The organism is Microbacterium telephonicum, from assembly GCF_003651225.1.
In the GTDB taxonomy this organism is placed as follows: Bacteria; Actinomycetota; Actinomycetes; order Actinomycetales; family Microbacteriaceae; genus Microbacterium; species Microbacterium telephonicum.
The window spans coordinates 425,267-444,002 of the sequence record NZ_RCDB01000001.1; the positions used below are offsets into that span (position 1 = coordinate 425,267).

19 protein-coding genes and 2 tRNA genes are annotated in these 18,736 nt (G+C 67.7%); 11 read left to right on the top strand and 10 right to left on the bottom strand.

The window, feature by feature from the left end; genetic code table 11:
- Positions 1 to 327: 327 nt before the first annotated feature.
- From C7474_RS02075 to C7474_RS02085, 3 genes are all read right to left on the bottom strand, one after another.
- A complete protein-coding gene (locus C7474_RS02075; protein ID WP_199692343.1) occupies positions 328 to 1,368 on the bottom strand; it encodes an LLM class flavin-dependent oxidoreductase in 1,041 nt (346 codons plus the stop codon).
- Positions 1,369 to 1,442: 74 nt separating this feature from the next.
- Positions 1,443 to 2,804, bottom strand: a complete 1,362-nt coding sequence (locus tag C7474_RS02080) for a cryptochrome/photolyase family protein (RefSeq protein WP_121057191.1) — start codon at positions 2,802 to 2,804, stop codon at positions 1,443 to 1,445.
- Between the two features lie 75 nt (positions 2,805 to 2,879).
- Positions 2,880 to 4,058, bottom strand: a complete 1,179-nt coding sequence (locus C7474_RS02085) for a diacylglycerol/lipid kinase family protein (protein ID WP_121057193.1) — start codon at positions 4,056 to 4,058, stop codon at positions 2,880 to 2,882.
- A 65-nt stretch (positions 4,059 to 4,123) separates the two neighbouring features.
- Here C7474_RS02085 and serS point away from each other — a divergent pair, with 65 nt between their 5' ends.
- The 5 genes from serS to C7474_RS02110 all read left to right on the top strand — a co-directional run bounded on the left by serS (position 4,124) and on the right by C7474_RS02110 (position 8,052).
- Positions 4,124 to 5,404: a serine--tRNA ligase gene (gene serS / locus C7474_RS02090; RefSeq protein ID WP_121057195.1), complete on the top strand. Its 1,281-nt coding sequence runs from the start codon at positions 4,124 to 4,126 to the stop codon at positions 5,402 to 5,404.
- A complete protein-coding gene (locus C7474_RS02095) occupies positions 5,401 to 6,318 on the top strand; it encodes an HAD family hydrolase (RefSeq protein WP_121057197.1) in 918 nt (305 codons plus the stop codon). The genes serS and C7474_RS02095 overlap by 4 nt, the downstream gene beginning before the upstream one ends.
- A 120-nt stretch (positions 6,319 to 6,438) precedes the next feature.
- A tRNA-Ser gene (locus tag C7474_RS02100) sits at positions 6,439 to 6,523 on the top strand.
- A 15-nt stretch (positions 6,524 to 6,538) separates the two neighbouring features.
- On the top strand, positions 6,539 to 7,849 hold the full coding sequence (locus C7474_RS02105) for an LCP family protein (RefSeq protein WP_241965055.1): 1,311 nt from the start codon (positions 6,539 to 6,541) through the stop codon (positions 7,847 to 7,849).
- 111 nt (positions 7,850 to 7,960) lie between these two features.
- Positions 7,961 to 8,052 (top strand) — tRNA-Ser (locus tag C7474_RS02110).
- 281 nt (positions 8,053 to 8,333) lie between these two features.
- Here the strand turns inward: C7474_RS02110 and C7474_RS02115 are convergent.
- Complete coding sequence (locus tag C7474_RS02115; RefSeq protein ID WP_121057199.1) at positions 8,334 to 9,449, bottom strand: tyrosine-type recombinase/integrase; 1,116 nt, start codon at positions 9,447 to 9,449, stop codon at positions 8,334 to 8,336.
- The gene (locus C7474_RS02120; RefSeq protein WP_121057201.1) at positions 9,442 to 10,026 is read right to left on the bottom strand and encodes a helix-turn-helix domain-containing protein; all 585 of its coding nucleotides are present in this window, start codon (positions 10,024 to 10,026) and stop codon (positions 9,442 to 9,444) included. The genes C7474_RS02115 and C7474_RS02120 overlap by 8 nt, the downstream gene beginning before the upstream one ends.
- A 114-nt stretch (positions 10,027 to 10,140) precedes the next feature.
- On the opposite strand from C7474_RS02120, the gene C7474_RS02125 reads away from it, so the two are divergent.
- From C7474_RS02125 to C7474_RS02145, 5 genes are read left to right on the top strand one after another with little or no spacing between them, the layout of a single operon-like run.
- Positions 10,141 to 10,386, top strand: coding sequence for a helix-turn-helix transcriptional regulator (locus C7474_RS02125; protein ID WP_158597285.1), 246 nt, complete (start codon positions 10,141 to 10,143; stop codon positions 10,384 to 10,386).
- The gene (locus C7474_RS02130) at positions 10,383 to 10,643 is read left to right on the top strand and encodes a glutaredoxin family protein (RefSeq protein ID WP_121057860.1); all 261 of its coding nucleotides are present in this window, start codon (positions 10,383 to 10,385) and stop codon (positions 10,641 to 10,643) included. Before C7474_RS02125 ends, C7474_RS02130 begins: the two co-directional genes overlap by 4 nt.
- Complete coding sequence (locus C7474_RS02135; protein WP_147436659.1) at positions 10,640 to 11,116, top strand: hypothetical protein; 477 nt, start codon at positions 10,640 to 10,642, stop codon at positions 11,114 to 11,116. The genes C7474_RS02130 and C7474_RS02135 overlap by 4 nt, the downstream gene beginning before the upstream one ends.
- On the top strand, positions 11,113 to 12,132 hold the full coding sequence (locus C7474_RS02140) for a hypothetical protein (protein ID WP_121057207.1): 1,020 nt from the start codon (positions 11,113 to 11,115) through the stop codon (positions 12,130 to 12,132). The genes C7474_RS02135 and C7474_RS02140 overlap by 4 nt, the downstream gene beginning before the upstream one ends.
- 26 nt (positions 12,133 to 12,158) lie before the next feature.
- Positions 12,159 to 12,398: a hypothetical protein gene (locus C7474_RS02145; RefSeq protein WP_121057209.1), complete on the top strand. Its 240-nt coding sequence runs from the start codon at positions 12,159 to 12,161 to the stop codon at positions 12,396 to 12,398.
- Between the two features lie 182 nt (positions 12,399 to 12,580).
- On the opposite strand, the gene C7474_RS02150 is transcribed toward C7474_RS02145, so the two are convergent.
- Both C7474_RS02150 and C7474_RS15210 read right to left on the bottom strand, forming a co-directional pair.
- Entirely contained in the window at positions 12,581 to 13,573 is a 993-nt protein-coding gene (locus tag C7474_RS02150; protein ID WP_121057211.1) for a zeta toxin family protein, read from the bottom strand.
- A gap of 296 nt (positions 13,574 to 13,869) precedes the next feature.
- Positions 13,870 to 14,202, bottom strand: coding sequence for a YegP family protein (locus C7474_RS15210; protein ID WP_241965056.1), 333 nt, complete (start codon positions 14,200 to 14,202; stop codon positions 13,870 to 13,872).
- 57 nt (positions 14,203 to 14,259) lie between these two features.
- Between C7474_RS15210 and C7474_RS02160 the strand changes: the two genes are divergently transcribed.
- Positions 14,260 to 14,613, top strand: coding sequence for an HNH endonuclease (locus C7474_RS02160; protein WP_121057213.1), 354 nt, complete (start codon positions 14,260 to 14,262; stop codon positions 14,611 to 14,613).
- A 173-nt stretch (positions 14,614 to 14,786) separates the two neighbouring features.
- On the opposite strand, the gene C7474_RS02165 is transcribed toward C7474_RS02160, so the two are convergent.
- The 3 genes from C7474_RS02165 to C7474_RS02175 form a co-directional block, all read right to left on the bottom strand.
- Positions 14,787 to 16,007 carry a phage integrase N-terminal SAM-like domain-containing protein gene (locus C7474_RS02165; protein ID WP_121057215.1) on the bottom strand — a complete coding sequence of 407 codons (1,221 nt, stop codon included), beginning with the start codon at positions 16,005 to 16,007 and terminating at the stop codon, positions 14,787 to 14,789.
- 192 nt (positions 16,008 to 16,199) lie between these two features.
- A complete protein-coding gene (locus tag C7474_RS02170; protein ID WP_121057217.1) occupies positions 16,200 to 17,084 on the bottom strand; it encodes a hypothetical protein in 885 nt (294 codons plus the stop codon).
- 89 nt (positions 17,085 to 17,173) lie between these two features.
- Positions 17,174 to 18,646 carry a hypothetical protein gene (locus C7474_RS02175; protein ID WP_147436660.1) on the bottom strand — a complete coding sequence of 491 codons (1,473 nt, stop codon included), beginning with the start codon at positions 18,644 to 18,646 and terminating at the stop codon, positions 17,174 to 17,176.
- Positions 18,647 to 18,736: the final 90 nt, after the last annotated feature.

Genomic DNA, 18,736 nt, shown 5'->3' on the forward strand with positions numbered 1-18,736 from the left:
GAGGAGGGCGAGCGGGATGAGTGCGGATGCGAGAAGGATGACGGACGCCGTTCGGTGGGCGGGTCGACGGCGTCCGCGACCCGCGTGTGTGGTCGGACCAAATCACTCTCGTAAGGCCGTGCGCGTCCCGACAGGGACCAAAGTCCCCGATCGCGGCGCCCAGCCCCTCGGGTCGCTCTGCTGTTCAGAACCTCTGCTGTTCGCAACTCCGGAGTATCGCGCAACGCGTCAGCCGGCGCCCGCGAGAATCCGCGGATGCCGCAGCCCGACGCCGCCGGATCTCCGGAGTTGTGAACGCCGAACGCCCCTGACCGGACCGGACGCGGGTCAGCCCGCGAGCAGCTCCAGCGTCTGCAGGCGGCCGGATGCGGTGTCCTGCGGCTCCGCGTCGTACGGCGCGGCGACCGGCGAGATCATGACCTCGTCGACGCCGTGGCGCTGCGCGAACGCGCCCAGTCGTTCGCGCACGTCGGCGGGCTCGCCGACGAACCAGCGGTTGCGCATCGCGCCCAGCAGCGGCGTCGCGAGCGCGTCGGAGGCCTCGGCGGCGGCGGCCTCCTCGACCGTCTCGAGCGCCACCAACGGTCGCCCGCCGCGTAGCCGCGCCATCATGCGCGCCTGCGGCAGCATCCGCGCCTCCGCTTCTGCGAGGGTGGGGGCGACGACCGCGTTCGCGGTGAGGAACGTGCGCGGCGCGGCGAGCCGCTCCGAGGGCTGGAAGCCCTGCCGGTACAGGTCGAGGGCCCGCTCCAGGCCTTCGCCCGAGAAATGGTTGGCGAACACGTACGGCAGCCCCATCGCGGCGGCGAGCTGGGCCGAGTAGTCGCTCGAGCCGAGGAGCCACACCTCGGGCACGGTGGTCGCCGACGGGGTCGCGTGCACGTCGTAGGTGCCGCCCGAGGTGAAACGCACGGTCGCGCCGTCGGGGTGCACGAGCGAGGCGATGTCGCGCACGTGGTCGGGGAACCGCTCGACGTCGCTCGTGGTCCCCGACTGGCGCAGCAGCTGTGTGATCACCGGGTCGCTGCCCGGCGCGCGCCCGAGCCCGAGGTCGATGCGTCCGGGCGCGATCGCCTCGAGCGCCGCGAACTGCTCGGCGATGACGAGCGGCGAGTGGTTGGGCAGCATCACTCCGCCGGAGCCGAGTCGGATGCGGGTGGTGCGCCCGGCTGCGGCGGCGACGAGCACCGGCGGCGTCGTGGAGGCGACGGCTGGCATGTTGTGGTGCTCGGCGAACCAGTAGCGGCGGTAGCCGAGTTCGTCGGCGCGGGCGGCGAGGCCGAGCGAGGCGGTCACCGCGTCGGCGCTGGACTGGCCGGTGCGCACGGGCACGAGATCGAGGACGGAGAGGGCGGGGGAGGAGCTCATCACCGGGCCCAACGTCCCCGCCGCATCGCGCATTCCGTCCGGCTGGGTGATGCGGCGGCGCAGGGGACCCGGTGTCAGCGCGCCCGCTTCATCGCGTCGTAGGCGTCGAGCGCGGCGCGCCGACTGTCGGCGAGGTCGACGATCGGCTCCCGTTCGGCCGAGTCGGGGGCCCACCGGCCGACGTACTCGCCGTGCGGATCGAAGCGCTCGGCCTGCCGCTGCGGGTTGAAGATGCGGAAGTACGGTGCCGCATCCGCCCCCGATCCGGCCGCCCACTGCCAGTTGAACGGGTTGTTGGCGGCATCCGCGTCGACGAGGGTGTCCCAGAACCACTGCTCGCCGCGCCGCCAGTCGATGAGCAGGTTCTTCGTGAGGAAGGATGCCGTCACCATCCGCACCCGGTTGTGCATGTACCCCGTGCGCCACAGCTCGCGCATGCCGGCATCCACCATGGGCACGCCGGTGCGCCCCTGCTGCCACGCCCGCAGGTGCGACGGCTGCAGCCGCGGCCACGGGAACGCGTCGAACGCGGCGCGCCAGTTGCGCGTCGCGAGCTCGGGGAAGTGGAACAGCGTGTGCCACGCGAACTCGCGCCAGCCCAGCTCCGACAGGAACCGGTGGGCGGATGCCGCGTGCCGGCCCGTACCGGCCGCCTCGAGGGTCTCGCTCCACACGGTGTGCGGGCTGAGCTCCCCCCAGCGCAGGCGGGGCGACAGCAGCGAGGTGGCGCCGGCGGCGGGTTCGTCGCGGGCGCGGTCGTAGTCGCCGAGGTCGTCGTCCAGGAACTCCCGCAACCGCGCCCGCGCGGCGGGCTCACCGGGCTCCCACCGCTCGCGCAGCCCGCCGGCCCAGTCCGGATCGGTCGGCAGCAGCCCCCAGTCCTCGAGCGCGTCGGATGCCGGATGCGTGCTCGGCCCGGCGAGCGCGCGCGGCTCGGGCAGCGGCGCGCGCGGCGCAGGCACGTCGAGGCACGCCTTCCAGAACGGCGTGAACACCGAGTACGGCGTGCCGGCGCCCGTGCGCACCGTCCACGGCTCGAACAGCAGGCTGGCGCCGAACGAGCGCACCTCGATGCCGTCCTCGCGCAGCGCGGCCTTCAGGGCGGCGTCGATCTTGCGCTCCGCCCCGCCGTAGCGACGGTTCCAGAACACCGCCCCCGCGCCGGTCTCCGCCACGAGTGCCGGCAGCACGTCGGATGCGGCACCCCGGCGCAGCACGAGCGTCGAGCCCCTGTCGGTGAGGCGGTCGCGGAGCGAGGCCAGGGAGTGGTGCAGCCACCATCGGGCGGCGCCGCCGAGCGCCCGCACCCCCGGGGAGACCTCGTCGAGAAGGTACACCCCGATCACGGGCTCATCCCGGTCGGCGGCGGCGCGCAGGGCGGGGTGGTCGGCCAGTCGCAGATCGTCGCGGAACCAGACGAGCGAGGGGGACGGCATCTCCCCATCCTGACCCCCCGCCCGTGACCGGGCATGCCCCTTGACATCCACGGGGCGGCGACCGGGCGGTGCGGGTCAGTCGGCCGGTGCGGGCGGCACGATGCTGTGGCCGTGCGGAATGGTGAGCACCAGCGCGCCGGGCTCGACGCGAGCCAGCACGCCGGTCGCCTCGCCGAACTCATCGCCGTCGAGCTGCACGTGCTGTGCGTCGCTCACCGCGATCGCGAGTTTCGTGCCGCGCGTGTAGCGCACCGCGTTGTCCTTGGTGCGCAGACGCAGAGCCCGTCGGCCGGCACGGAACTTGCGCAGCACGCTGTTGTCCCAGGCCACGCGGCGCCACACCAGCATCCAGCCGAACGGGCCCTTCGGCTGCACGACCACGACGTCGAACTCGCCGTCGGTGACGGACGCCTCGGGGATGAGCTCGAGCCCGGCCGGCAGCGACCCGCAGTTGGCGAACAGCACGCTCTGCGCGTGCGTGCGGTGCGTCTTGTGTCCGGACACCTCGTACATCACCGAGAACGGCTTCGCGCCGACGAGGGAGCGGGCGGCGCCGTCGACGTAGGCGACCCAGCCGACCTTCTTCTTCAGGTCTCCGCTCGTGTTCGCGATCATCGCGGCATCCAGCCCCATGCCGCCCATGACGACGAACGCGTGCTCGTCGCGCTCTCCGTCGGCGCGGGAGATCTCGGCGAACCCGACGTCGATGCGCAGACGGTCGCCGTCGAAGGCGGTGGCGACCATCGCGTCGGCATCGGTGAGGGGGAGGCGCAGATTGCGCGCGAGGAGGTTACCGGTGCCGCTCGGCACGATCGTCAGCGGCACGTCGCTACCGGCCATCGCCTCACTCACCGCGCGCACCGTGCCGTCGCCGCCGGCGACGAGCACGACGTCGACGCCTTCTGCGAGCGCCTGCCGGGTGACGTCGTCACCGAGGTCGTCGACCGTCGTCTCGTAGAAGAGGGGGTCGCCCCAGCCGTGCTCCTTCGCCTGAGCCTCGACTGCGGCGCGCAGCTCGTCGGCATCGACTTTGATGGGGTTGTAGACGAGGGCGGCGACGGGACTGCGGGGTCCATCGGAATGAGGGAAGCTCTCGGTGCGACCCGCCGCGTCGACGCGACGGGCCTCGCCGGTCTCGCCGTCGGCGGTGTCGGGAGCCACATCCTCGGGTTCACGGATCGTGTCGTCGGGTGCGGCGGCCTCGACGGGATCGGGCGCGTCGGAGTCACGGGAAGCATCAGCGGAGGGCGCCATGGACACAGAGTAGGCCCCGTCCGCCCGCTGCCGCCGCGTTGTGGTGCCCCAAGTAGGCTGTGGGGGTGATCGACATCGCTCTGCTCCGTGATGACCCGGACCTCGTCAAGCGCTCGCAGGAGGCCCGCGGGGAGTCGCCCGAGACGGTGGATGCCGCGATCGAGGCCGACCGTGCCCGCCGCGCCGCGATCACGCGGTTCGAGGAGCTCCGCGCCGCGCAGAACGCGCACGGCAAGACCGTCGCGAAGGCGCCCAAGGAGGAGAAGGCGGCGCTCGTCGCGCAGGCCAAGCAGCTCAGCGACGACGTCAAGGCGGCGCAGCTGGCCGTCACCGCCGCCGAGGAGGACGCCGCTGCCGCGCTGGCCCGCATCGAGAACATCGTGCTCGACGGCGTGCCCGCCGGCGGTGAGGACGCCTTCGTCACGCTGCGCACCCACGGCGACGTGCCCGCGTTCGACTTCGCGCCGCTGGATCACCTCGCCCTCGGCGAGAAGCTCGGCGCGATCGACATGGAGCGCGGCACGAAGGTGTCGGGTTCGCGCTTCTACTTCCTCACCGGCATCGGCGCGCGCCTGGAGTACGCGATCATGTCGCTCGCCCTCCAGCGCGCACTCGACGCCGGGTTCATCCCGATGATCCCGCCGACGCTCGTGCGTCCCGAGGTGATGCGCGGCACCGGCTTCCTCGGCCAGCACGCCGACGAGGTGTACCACCTGCCCGCCGACGACCTGTATCTGGTGGGCACGAGCGAAGTGCCCCTGGCCGGCTACCACATGGACGAGATCCTCGACCTCACCGCGGGCGCCAAGCGTTACGCAGGATGGTCGACGTGCTACCGGCGCGAGGCCGGCTCGTACGGCAAGGACACGCGCGGCATCATCCGCGTGCACCAGTTCAACAAGCTCGAGATGTTCGTCTACACGACCCCCGAGGATGCCGAGGCCGAGCACCTGCGCCTCGTCGAGATGCAGGAGCGGATGCTGCAGGATCTCGGTCTCAGCTACCGCGTGATCGACGTCGCCGCCGGCGACCTCGGCTCCAGTGCCGCCCGCAAGTACGACGTCGAGGCGTGGGTGCCCACCCAGGACGCGTACCGCGAGCTCACCAGCACCTCCAACTGCACGACCTACCAGGCGCGACGGCTCGACATCCGTCACCGTCCGCCGGTCGACGGCGGTGGCGCGGGTCGCACGGCGCCGGTGGCGACCCTCAACGGCACGCTCGCCACGACCCGGTGGATCGTCGCGCTGCTCGAGACCCACCAGCGCGCCGACGGCTCCGTGCTCGTGCCCGAGGTGCTGCGGCCCTACCTCGGCGGGCTCGAGGTGATGGAGCCGATCGCGTGAGCGACGCCCACCTGCCGGCCACCGGCTCCGTCGAGATCGTGCGTCCCACGAAGGCCGCCGAGATCGTCGAGGAGATCGCCGACGACACCGAGAACCCGGCGGTCGCGACCTCGCGCCTGCTGATCGCGCTCGACGTCGACGGCACCGTGCTGCTCGAAGACGAGACGCTGAGCCCCGGCATCCTCGAGGCCGTCGCCCACGCCCACCGCGCCGGTCACGAGGTGATGCTCGCCACCGGGCGTTCGTGGGAAGGGACCCGCGGCATCCTGCACGTGCTGACCCTGGCCCCCGAGTACGTGGTGTGCTCCAACGGTGCCGTCGTCATGAAGCGCATCGGCGGCGACCTCGCCGACGAGACCCAGTACGAGCGGTTCCACGTCGAGACGTTCGACCCGACCGAGGTGCTGCACCTGCTGCGCGAGCATCTGCCGCACGCGAAGTACATGGTCGAACTCGCCGACGGCCGGCGCCTGTACACCGAGCACATGGACGACTGGAACCTCAATCGGGCTGCCCGCGTCTCGTTCGCGGAGCTGTCGGCCCAGCCGGTGTGCCGCGTCGTCGTGGTCTCGCCCGACGAGACCGACGACGACTTCGTCGACCTGGTCGGCCGCATCGGACTGAACAAGGTCTCGTACGCCGTCGGCTGGTCGGCGTGGCTCGACATCGCCCCGCACGGCGTCGACAAGTCCACCGCACTCGAGCTCGTGCGCGGCTGGCTCGACGTCGATCCGGACCACGTGCTCGTCATGGGGGACGGACGCAACGACGTCGGCATGTTCCGGTGGGCACAGGCTCACGGCGGACGCGCGATCGCGATGGGTCAGGGTCCCGACGAGGTGCTGCGCGAGGCCGGCGAGGTGACGGCATCCGTGCATCTGGGTGGCGTGGCCGACGTGCTGCGCCGCCTCTGACGCCCCGCAGCGAGCCGACCGCGGCGCGCCATACAGGGGCTGCACAGGCGGTCGCCGACAGAATGTGAGGGGTCGCTCCACTAGGCTCGACCCTGTTCGACGGATGCTGCGCGTCTGTCGGGAGGGTTGTCCGAGCGGCCGAAGGACCCGGTCTTGAAAACCGGTGGGCAGCAATGTCCCGTGGGTTCGAATCCCACACCCTCCGCACGAAAGGATCCCCGTGAGCGAACGCACCTCGGCCAAGAGCCGTCGCCTGCCCGTCGCCCGTCACGGCATCCTGCGTTCGCCGAACCCGATCACGCAGATCCTCACGGTGCTCGGCGCGATCGTCGCCGTCGTCGTCGTGAGCGTCGGCGCCGTCGGGGCGTTCTACGTGTGGGACGCCGCGAACGCGCTCGAGACCACGAGTGTGTCGATCGGCGAGGAGGAGGGGCAGCTGCCCCCGACGCTCGGCGAGATCGAGGGCGGCGCGAACATCCTCGTCGTCGGAAGCGACTCGTGCGAGGGCCAGGACCTGGCACTGTTCCCCCGGTGCGCTGCGGACGATGCGCCGGGCGAGCGCAACGACGTTACGATGCTCGTCCACATCAGCGACAGCCCGCGCCGAGTGACCGTCGTCTCGTTCCCGCGCGACATGATCGTGCCGATCCCGTCGTGCCCCCGCGAAGACGGCAGCGGCAGCTACTCCGCGATGAGCGCGCAGATGCTCAACGCGTCGTACATGTACGGCGGGCTGCCCTGCACCGTCGCGACGATCGAAAGCCTCACCGGCGTCGACATCCAGTACGCGGCATCCATTCGTTGGACCGGTGTCATCAACATCTCCGATGCCATCGGCGGCGTCGATGTCTGCCTCGCCGAAGACGTGCACGACGGGCACACGGGCCTGAATCTCACGGCGGGTCAGCATTCGCTGGTGGGCGCCGAGGCGCTGCAGTTCCTGCGGATGCGTCACGGCATCGGCGACGGCTCCGACCTCGGCCGCATCTCGAACCAGCAGCAGTTCATGAGCTCGCTCGTGCGCACGCTGCAGTCCGACGGCGTGCTGTCCAACCCGGGCACGCTGCTGAACCTCGCCAACACCGCCGTCTCGCAGGTCAAGAGCGGGCAGCTGCTGCTGAGCAACACGCTCGCCAACCCGCAGCGGATGGTGCAGATCGCGATGGCCGTGCGCAGCGTCCCGTACTCCGACATCGTGTTCGTGCAGTACCCCACCACGTACGCCGAGGGCGGGTCGCGCGTGCAGCCCGTCACGAGCGCCGCGAAGGTGCTGTTCGACGCCCTGGCGGCCAACGAGCCGCTGCAGCTGACCGGCTCGACCAGCGGTGGCTACGGCACCGAGGTCGTCGGCGAGGCGACCGCGCCGACACCGGAGCCCACGGCCGGGGCGACCCCGACGCCCGGTGCGACCGAAACGGCTGCCCCGACGGATGCCGCCACTCCCGCGCCGACGCAGACCGCCGTCGAACTGCCCTCGCAGATCACGGGGCAGACGGCCGCGCAGGTCACCTGCACCCTCGCTCAGCACTGACGGGCGCTCTCTGCGAGTCTCGCCGGCCGTGGGTCGCCGCCGGTTCGGATCGAGACGGCGGAGCGGGTATGCTTGCGGGGTGCATCCGCGCCGTATCGCGTCGGGTGCCGTGGAGACGTCGCATAGTCAGGCCTAGTGCACCACCCTGCTAAGGTGGAGTCCTCGCAAGGGGACCGAGGGTTCAAATCCCTCCGTCTCCGCCAATCGAAATGGTCCGCGATCCCTTGAAAACACTGGGATCTCGGGCCATCGGTCTTTCCGGGATCCGAGCATTTGCGTCCCATTTGCGTCCGGTCGGGGGAACCAGGTGTTCGACGGCGCAGGAGGTGGCGCGAACGGCACCTGCGGCCCAGTTGCGTCGGACGGCGCGACGCGTGCCATCGCCGTGGTTCGCGCCGTGCGTGACCGGTCTTGAATCAGGACATCGGGGACCGATCGCGTGCCAGAAACCGTGGTCTGCCCGGAGCCCCCTCAGACGATCGCGTCAGTCGACCTCGAAGAGCGTGTCGGCGCCGGCCGCGAGGGCGGCGGCGTTCATCGCGTCTGAGACACCGTCCAAGTCGCTGTCGAAGAGGTCGGCATAGACGTCGAGAGTCATCGCTGCCGAGGTGTGCCCGAGCATACGCTGGACGGTCTTCACATTCGCGCCTGATTGCACCGCGAGCGATGCTGCCGTGTGGCGGAGATCATGGATCGTCATTCTCGGGAGACCGGCGTCCGCCAGGGCCGTGACGAACCACGACTTCGATCCATCGCTCGAGCGCGTTCGTTTCATGTGTCGCCCATCCGGGGCGGGGAAGATCAGTGCTTCGGGGCGCCGACCGTGGCAGCGCTTCGCGAGCGCCTCCACCAAGAATGAAGGGACCGGTACGAGCCTCGGCTTGTGGGACTTGGGTGTACCGATGTGAATCTCTCCGTTCACCTCCACGGCATTCTGAGACACTCGCAACCGGCCGCGGGCGAGGTCCACATCCTTCACGCGTAGCCCGGCCGCCTCGCCCCACCGGATCCCGCAGTAGCAGAGGATGAGAACGAGAAGCTTCCTATCGCCCGACGCGTTCGCGAGCGCCAACGCTTCTTTGTGCGTCAGGTAGAGGTGCTCACCGCGCTGCTTGCGCGGGAGCCCCATCTTTCCTACTCGCGCCGGGTTCACGGCTATGCGCTTGTCGTAGACGGCGTCGTCCATGATGCTGGCCAGCACCCCGAAGGTCCGGATCGTCACTGTCGCGCCGAGAGTCCTGTTCATCTCGGCGACCCACGCCCGCACGTCGGTATGCATGACCTCGTCGATGCGCCAGCGGCCCCAGCGCGGTTGGACTCGCAGACGCCACGCGGTGTCGAGGGGGGCATAGGCAGAGGGCTTCATGCTCGCCCTTTTGGAATCGAGCCAGGCGGGTCCGAGTTCGTTCACCGTGATCTGCGCGGAAACGGGATCGATGTATACCCCGTGAGCACGCGCCGAGTCGAGATCGGCAAGCCACATCTCTGCCTCGCGCTTGCGAATGAACCCGCGCTTGCCGCCCTTGCTCCCGTCAGGCTTGACGTAGCGGACCTCGTATCGCTTGCCAGCTGCGCTTTGGTACGGCCGGATGCTACCCATCTGCCTGTCGGCCGACGATGTAGCTCATGCCTTCGAGGCGTCCTTCAGAGCGGGCCTTCTTTACCCAGTCAGCGGCGGTGCGCTGGGGGATGCCGAGTTCGTCGGCGATTGCACGGACAGGTGGGTTTCCGCTGAGCGCAGCGATGCCGTAGAGCAGTTCGGTGGCTTCCATCCGCTCGGGGCGGTTGCCGCGCTTGGCGACGGCTTCGGCGAGCCATTCGGGGAGGATGCGTCCCCCGGTGGTGGTGAGATCGTGGGCGGTCATGTTCGGCGGTCCGTCGTCGAGGCTGAGCGCGATGCAGTGCGGGGTGGCTGCGCGCATGATCGTCTCGATCGAGATCTGCCGCAGGCTGCGGTGCACGATCTCGGTCCCCTCGGCGCTGATGTCGCATCGGTTGATGAGGTACCGGCCCTCGTCTGGGCTGTAGTGCGCCTCGATGCGCACCCTGAGCCCGGGCGCGACATCGGTGGCGTGGGCGGCGAAGCCGGGGGCGATCCGCAGCGCTGACCCGACTGGTTGGGTGGCAGCACGCCACGTCATCTTCTGCCCGGTCAGGGTGTACACGTCGACCTTCACCTCCTCAGTGTGTCTGATCGCGCCGCGGATATGCGAATCGTTATTGACAGAGTGTAGCGCTTAAGTATCTACTTGTGTCAAACGTGGTCACGATTACATGAACGGGGGTTGATGATGGCCACTCACACTGAAACCCGGGAAGAGATCGAATGGCTCTCCCCGCAGGACGTCGCCGACATGCTTCCCGGCGGCATCACGGTCGGGAAACTCGAGCGGTGGCGGCGCGAGGGCGGGGGCCCGGTCTTCCACAAGCTCGGCAAGACCGTCGCCTACATCCGCAGCGAGGTCGACCAGTGGATCCGCGACACCGCGTGCCGGTCGACGTCGGACACCTGGTCGCGCAGCCGGAGCCGGCGATGATCACCGTCACCGTCTACTCCCTCGGCGAGGGCTGCCCGCACTGCGTGCGCACGTGCAAGTGCCTCACCGTCGCCGGCATCCGCTCGACCGTGATTGACATCACGGTGGATGAGGATGCGCGCCGGTTCGTGACCGAGCGGCTCGGGTATGCGCAGGCGCCGGTCGTGGTGATCGACCAGGATCCGGCGGTGCACTGGTGCGGGTTCCGACCCGATCTGATCCAACAGGTCGCCGCGCGGACGGGGGCGAGCTCATGACCATCCCGGAGCCGGATTGGACGGCTTCGCTTGCCGAGATGGCGGCGTGGATCCGACAGATGCGACCGATCATCGGCACCACGGCGACCGAGGAGGACTGCAAGGTGCGGCGGGCGCTCATCGAGCACGTGGTTCGCACGCGTACCGTCTGGCACGGCGACTACCAGTGGTACACCGCGCAACTGGACGACGGCACGATCGTCGGCGTCTCGGCGAACTCGTGCGAAGAAGCAGAACTGTCGATCAGCGTGTGGCGGGGCGTGGACTGCATCTGGGTGGTCCGCGATGCACACCTGGACGTGTTCCACGAGTACTTCCCCCGCGGCAAACGCAGCACCGCCGAAACGAACACCGCGTTTCCGCTCGGGCCGCCGCGCCGACCTCGCGACCAGTTCGCGCCGACCGAGTCGCTGCTGACCGCACTGACCCCGGTCCCCGCCACCACCCCAGGAAGTGAACGGGGGCTGCGGTGACCGACCCCGAACCCGTCGACGAGGAAGCCCGACGGGAAGCACAGCGGGCCTACCGCCGCCGGTGGCAGGCCGAGAACCCCGAGAAGGTTCAGGCGTACAAGCTGCGCTACCGCGAGACGCACCGGCAGGAGTTGTCCGCGAGAGAACAAGGACGGGCGGCGCGGGCGAAGGAAGCGGAAGCGCGGAAGGAGGCGAAGCGGGTATACGCCCGCGAGTACTACGCCGCCCACCGTGACACGCAGCTCGAAGTACAGCGCGCCTACCGGGAAAGCCAGAAGAGGGACAACCCGGGGGAGTACCGGGCGCGCCGACGCGCGGCGAACCAGAAGTGGCGAGACACCCACCGCGAGCAGGTGCGGCAGCATCAGCGCGACAAGGACCGCGACGACCCGATCGCCAAGAGCAGGGGCGCGGCACGCTACCGGGCCGCGCACGCGGACGAGATGAAAGCCCGGCGGCTGGAGAAATACTGGGTCGACCCGGATGCTGCCCGGGAGCGGGCGCGCGTGTACCGTGCCAGCGAGCGTCGCCGCCGCAAGATCGGGTTGCCCCCACGCAGGCTTCACCGCATCACGGGCGCCGAACGCATAGCGAACCTCGCGGCCGCCGAGGCGTTCTTCGCCCGCACCCGCACGCCGGAAGAGATCGCGGCGCTCATCTACGGACCCCCCACCCCGCAGCACCTCATCGATGAGCTCGTGCACGCGAACGAACTTCTCCGGGCAGAGTTCGCGTACAGAACAGGCATCCGGACCAGCGCCGACCGGCTCGGGCGGGGGCGGCGCAGAGAACTCGAACAGGAACTGATCGCGACCGGAAGAGTCCAGCCGCCTGAGGAGCGGTGCGCGCCCACGCCAGACGAGGTCGCGCGCGCCGCGGAAGCGGCTCGCATGGACGCGATCGCCGCCGCGATCAACGACCGGCTGCGCACCCAACCCAAACACCCCGCTCCGCAACTCGACCCGCCCCCGGCGGTGCCGACTCCAACCGATCACCGGCGTGGCCGCGGTCGGTGAACCCCGCAACCCGACAGGATCACCCCATGGCCGACCGTGCTGACGTCGAAGAAGTCATCTACCGCGCCGCTTTCGTCACCATTCGATTCGGTGAGGCGGCATCCATACCGCAATCCGAGAACGACATCTCCTGGTGCCTCGACCCGCTCGCACCGCTCGAACCCGACGAACGCACGCGCCTGGGGGACGCGATCATCGCGCTCATCGAAGACCCGACCGCCCACCGCGCCGACTTCATCGCGACACTGACCGCCCTCGTCGACTGAACAGGGCAGGCGCCTCCCGGATCACGAGAGGATAGCGGAGCGGGCGCCGCTGCGTTCCGGGCTTTCGCGGCATATGCTCGCCCCTCCGCTCGCGCTCCGGACCTGCGCTATTCCACGACCCGGCACTCCGCGGCGCCCGCACCGCTGAAACCCGCAAGTATCCGGACGATGCTCAGAAGCGGTCAGCGATCGAGGCCCCGTGACGTGGACGGAGCAGGCGCAACGACGACCGGCGGTTCCGTGACGGACGGCTCGGCCTGCAAGGCGAGCTGACGCTCCAACCGCGACAGCGATTGCTCGAGTTGCGTGCGCTGGCGCACGGCAGGCTCCGACTCGGGGCGCAGCGGCATCGTGGGAAGCACATCCGTGAGAGCAAGTCGGTGCAGCTCGGCAAGCGACTCCAGCAGTGCCGGGGCTTCCTCGTGTGCCTCGCGCGTGTACTCCGAGATCCGACGAAGTTCGCTGAGCCACCGCACACCCTCGATCGAGCTGAACCCCCGCGACGCCTCGCCCGAGAACGCGTCCACCAGGCCAGCCGTGGATGCAGGATCCTCTACGGGGGATGCCGCGTGTAGTACCGCCCCGGTTCCAGCCACGACCTCCACCCGCTCCACCGACGACGACACCTCGACCGCGCGGAGCAACTCGGGCGTGGACGAGAATGCGCCCTGGGTCGCCTCGACCGACGAGAACTGCGCGGCCACGCGCTCGCGGCGCTGAGCCAGGAACGCTGAGGTCGTCGTCAACAACGCATCCGCCGGCCGCGCCGATACGACGATGAGTCGTGAAGTGAAGCCGGCCGACCGGAAGGCAACGACTGCTGCCTCCACGGCATCCGCGCTCAACGCGTCAGCCTCAAGAACAAGCGACCGCCGCTCCTCCAGCGCCTGACCGATCGCCCGTGACGTCCACTCCTCCACGACGGGACGCATGATCGACTCCACCGTCGTGGGGAACTGGCGGTACAGCTCGGCCGCGTCCGGATGGAACGCGCGCATGAGGGCGGCGCTGATCGGAGCAGTCACGCCGGCGGTGGCGGCCGATGCCCAGGCGACGCGCATCCTCCCCGAACCGGGGGCGCCGACAACCAGCGTGAGTGACGGGTCAACGGTGACGGGTGCTCCCGAAAACAAGGAGGGCGCGATCAGCTGCGTGTAGACATCGGGCGCATTCACTATGACTCCGATGCGGTGGAGTCCGGGTGGCGAGCGGCCATTCGCCCCGCCGTGCTTAACGTCGCGCGAATGCGAGTTGCCCGAGCATCAGCCGGCTCGCTCGCATCACTTGCGGTCCTAGACACAGCCTCCAGCGTGCGGGAGATCATTGACTCGAACTCACCGAGCTCGCTCGCCAGCCATCCACCGCCCGCCATACCGTTACCTCCGCAACCGATCCTATTGCGGCGCGGCTTCTCGCCCCCGTCGAGGACTGCGTGACAGCGACGAGTGGTCGAGTTGTAGGTCGCAGGGGTTCAGGTGAGGTCGACGGTGTCAGAGCTCGCGTTGGCTTGTACCGACGCGATGCCCTTTTGGGCTGCTGCCTTCGTCGTATATGCCTCTGATGTGGCGATGACTTCGCCGTTGCCCGCCTTCAACCGGAATCGGTACTGTGACCCGGCGTCCTTGTACAACTCGTACTTGCCCACGTGCGCCTCCTTGCGTGCGGTGTCATGCACATGGTCGCGCACCCGCCCGCTCGGCGCTAGATGCCCCTCGCAGACAATCACCCGGCCTGATTCTGGGGATATGAAGACCGCGCCTCGTTGCAGGTCGATCAAGAAACGCGCGTCGCTCGTCTCGGCCACTGGTGGTCACCCGCGAGGTGTCGGGTCGCCGTCGGCCAGAGCGATAGGTTACGGAGCATGGCCCTCACAAACACCCGCAAGGCGCGCGCGGCGCGCCGTCGGACCAAGCGGGTGGCGGCCTCCGGCAGTGACCTCACGACCGCCCAATGGCAACGCATTCTCGATGCCTGGGCCTGCTGCGCATACTGCGGCAACGAGGAGTCCGCGCTGCAGAAAGACTGCGTGCAGCCGATCTCCCGCGGCGGACGGTACACGCTCGACAACGTCGTGCCCGCCTGCCGGTCGTGCAACGCGAGCAAATGCAACGACGAGGTCACGGGCTGGATGCGGCGACGCCGCCTTGACGAGCCCAAATTCCTCCTGCGCTGGGTCGAAATCACCCGCGAGCTAGTCGCGGAGGCGCCGGCCTGAATCACAGTTCCCCCGTGCCGGCAAAAGAGGCATCCGTATCCGGGTGGGTGCTGGCTCGATGATCGCGGTTACTACCGCGAGTCTCCTCGGGGTCGCACCGCTTATCCATCCGCTACCGGGCGCTTCTCGCGAGCGCGAAACGGCGCTCAGGATAAAAGCTGCGGGAGTCGTGGCTACGGCGCGCTCACGAAGTCACGAGCTAGCTTCCGCGCTTCGTGCACAGTCCAAACAGCGTCCTCTCGGGAAACCTTGTCGAACCAGCCATGCGCCGCATCATTGCGGTAGGTCAATATCCGTTCCATAGTGCGAAGTTGCCCAACCGTAATGAGATTGTGTCCGCGCAACAGGGACCCATACGTCGCCAGGGTCGGGTCCTTCTTGGTGACATGGATATCACGCGCGGCGGTGTGTTCTCGAAGCACGCGTTCCAAGGTCGCGCTAGCAACCATCACGGCAGCAGCAGGATGTTGCGCCCGATCGCTTAGCAGCGTTTCCGCCTGAAGAATCGCCCTTTCGACCTCGGAATCTCGAGCTTCGAGCATCCGACCGAGCCGCATCGACGCGTGCTCATCTGGCGTCAGTTCGAGGTTCTTGACGAGTGCGGTCCGCCGTTGTGGACTCCCGTGGCTGGTAGTGCGGAGCACGCTCGCGTAGGAGAACCGGTGAACGATGGCGAGCGATCGCAGCGTCTCCGTAAGCGTGATCGACGTGAACGAGAAGCCGAGATCCGCCTTCTTCGCTACCCGGCGCACGACTCCGTTGATGTACGTGAGTGATGTGATCCCGCTGTCACCCGTGCCCTGGAGGATGAAGCCAGTACGGCGGCCTGCGAGAAACGAGGTCAATTCACCGGCCAACACGGCAGGGATCACGACCCAACCGAGGTCATTGGCGCCACGTCTGCCCCGAACGTTGATCGTCAGGACACCGTGTCGCTGGTGTAGGTCTTCGGCCCGCGCAGAACGTACTTCATCGCGTCCCATTGCGCATAACGCCAGAAGCCCGATGACGATTCGGTCGCGTCCCTCCGCGACGTCCCACACGCGTCCAAGTTGCTCGACAGTGAGCATGTCGCGCGCGTTCAATCCGATATGAGCGGGCTGGATGAGGTCCGTGGGGTTTTGCTGAACGCGTCCCACACGTAGCAAGTACTCGTAGAAGCTCCGAACGTTCTTGAAGCGCGAGTTCGCGGTGTTCTCGGCGAGAGTTCGCCGAAGTCCCTCCCGGTAGAGAAGCAATTGACCAGTAGTGGCGTTCTCGGGCTCTATGCCCTGCCCTTCGCACCAGTCGAAGTAGCGCTTCAAGCTCCCGGTGTAGTGCTCAACGGTCCCCGCTGCGTAGTTCTTGTGGTTCAGAAACTGCTGGGCGATACCGTCCCACTCCGCACGTTGCATACTGCAATCCTGGCGTCTCGCTCGGACACGCCCGGTCAGGGCGCGTCAGCGGTCAAGTTCTCGGAAAGCAGGTGAAGCCGCCCAACAACCTCCCTCCGGTCCAAGAGGGTCACATGACGGTCGGCGCTCGTGGCGTCATCTGGGCGGAGCACTGTTCGCGTGTCGCGCGGCTCGTCGACGAATACCGAGGCGTCAGCGCGAGACGGCCTCTGGTACTGGTACGGGGTGCTCGGAGTTCAGTAGTCCTTTCGCCGCCCGCCACCGGGTCAACGCCTTCCGCACACTCAGGTGCGTGATTGCGAGCACGCCCACAACGTTCGTCGTGTTGACCGACAAAGTTCCCCGCAGAGTGTTCCCCGCCACACTCATCTGATTGAACTTGAGGAGACTCAGGCCTCGGCTGAGGGACGGATGAGACATCCCGCTACACATGCGCCAGATTGACGGGAGGAGGTTCTCGTCTTCGAACTCACTGCCCGCAGCCTCGACAATCGCTAGCCACCCAGGAAACTTGTTCTCATACTCGATGTACGCAATTCCGTTCGCGTCCGCAATTGCTCGCAGGTCGGCATTCCTGGCGTCCCGGCTCTTCCTATCAGTACGAATCGCGGCTTGCTCCTCAGACTTGTCGAAGGACACCGCCATGTTCTTAACCAGCTCGGTTTCGTAGGTTAGTTCTGAATGAGCGAACTGCAGCCGCCTGAGGGCGCGGCTGCGGCGATCGCTGGGTTGAAGCACCCAAAGGGCTGTAGCCGCGCACTCGACGACCGACCTGGCAAGGGTGAACACGCTCATGATCGGAAGCGTGACCTTCCCGTTCTCGTCGCGAACCACGCGCGTGATCGATCGGCACGTATCCACCGACTGGAGCATGCAATAGCCGACGAAGTGCCCTATCTGGAACGGGTAAGTCGCTGTGTTGTCGGCGCCGAGGACGGAATCATCGCTGGGCGAATCTCGATGCAGAACGTCATACTCCTGCGCAACCGCCGCGAGGTCAGCCAGCAACTGATCTAGGAGCGCGATGACCTCGGAATCGCTTTCGTCAACAATGAACTGGGGGTACTCGTTGGGCACAGCGCGAGCCTAATCAAGCGCCTACGCCAAGCACTAAGAGGCCCACTACATAATGGGGAGCTCGCGCACAGTGCGCGGAACACGGTGGCCTACCGCACCTTCTGGTCACCGATGAGTGAATTGATCCGGTTCAGTGTTGCTTGCCGCTGGTTCTCGGCCTGGGTAGCGCGCTCTGCCTCGAACTTGATCGATGCAGCAACATCGTGATCCAGGTCCTGAAGAATGCTGATCAGGCTGCCCGCAGGCATCACGGGCTCGATTCCGATCTCGCTCGAGCTTCCGATGCCGTAACACTGCTCGATCCGAGCATGGCCTCGAATGAGGTCTGCGACGCTCACTGTCTTTTTCGCAGAAGGCGCGTCAGCGCGGTCGATCCGCACCCGACTAGCCTCAGGAGTCAACGTCACAATCCAGCGTTCTTCGGAGCCACTAGTTCGCGCGTTTGACCAAGATATTCTCGCTACCCAATCGGGCCAGTCGTCCCTCAGTGCGCCTACCTCCGCGTCGAGTTCAGCCTTCCGAGTAGCAGTGACGATTCGTCGCTCCCGCTCATGAACGGCTTCCTCGAGCATGCGCTTCTCGGCCAGCGCCAGCGCGTCCGTTAGCGTCACGAAGTCCCCTTCGAGGTCCTCCAGCTGCTCGCGTGGCCGATTCACGGTGACGGTCCCGTCATTCTTCACCCACCAACTGCCGCTAGCTGTCTCTCGCAACACTGACTGCAACTGGATAGACCAGACGGGGTAGTCCGACTCCGATGGCACGTTTGCGATGCGAAACGTGGCCTCCGCACTGCGCTCCGAGACGGAGATGTCTGTGCAAGCATCGATGCTGGCCTCGGTGTTGCGATTGTCTCGGACCATGCGCGCCGCCAGCGCCGCCCGCAATTGGCGATCGGATACCCACGTCGACGCCGCGGCCTCAAAACCGAGGATCCACACGAAGACGAACGCGATCACCCGGTCCGCATCGTCGTGATCCAGCACGTCGCCGCGTTCGGATAGAGCTTGAACAAACCACTCCGCCTCCGCGGTGTCCGAGGTGAAAGCGGCCGCCTGCAAAGCTTGGGTCATTGCAGCAATCTCTGTGTGGACGCCATCTTCTCGGTCGCTGCGCCCAAGAATGCTCGAGCGAATGGACCCTGGAAGCCGTTGCTGGGGTCGGAGACGTTTCCACGCCGCGGTCGCATGACGGTAGGCCTTCGATGCGTCGTCAACGGCGTCTCGTATTTCGCCCAGCTCCAACGACGCTTCAGCCGCTCGCATTAGATCGGCCAATGCACCATCAACGATTGCGTCAGCCAATCGCACGCGGAAGATGTCGACGCCAAATTGTGCATGAATCAGCTGCTCGACATACGACTCCACCGCGGCAGCCCATAGTGGCACTTGGTCTCGGTCGGGCTCGAGGCCCTCGTGCTGCGCGGCGTTTCGAGCGCGGCGCAATTGCTTGATGTCTGGTAGCACGGAGGTTCTCCAGCCAGGCCCCAGTGCCTCCTTAAGACGGCTAATCAGGTCCTCGAGCTTGCCGTTGGACGGGATCGGAATCCCGCGAGTGATCGCCACGAGGGATGATGCGCGCTCGACGACCGAGTCGAGTGCGACTATTGCGGCGCCGCGCCATACCGTCCTGATTGCCGTGATCCGCGCCGTGCT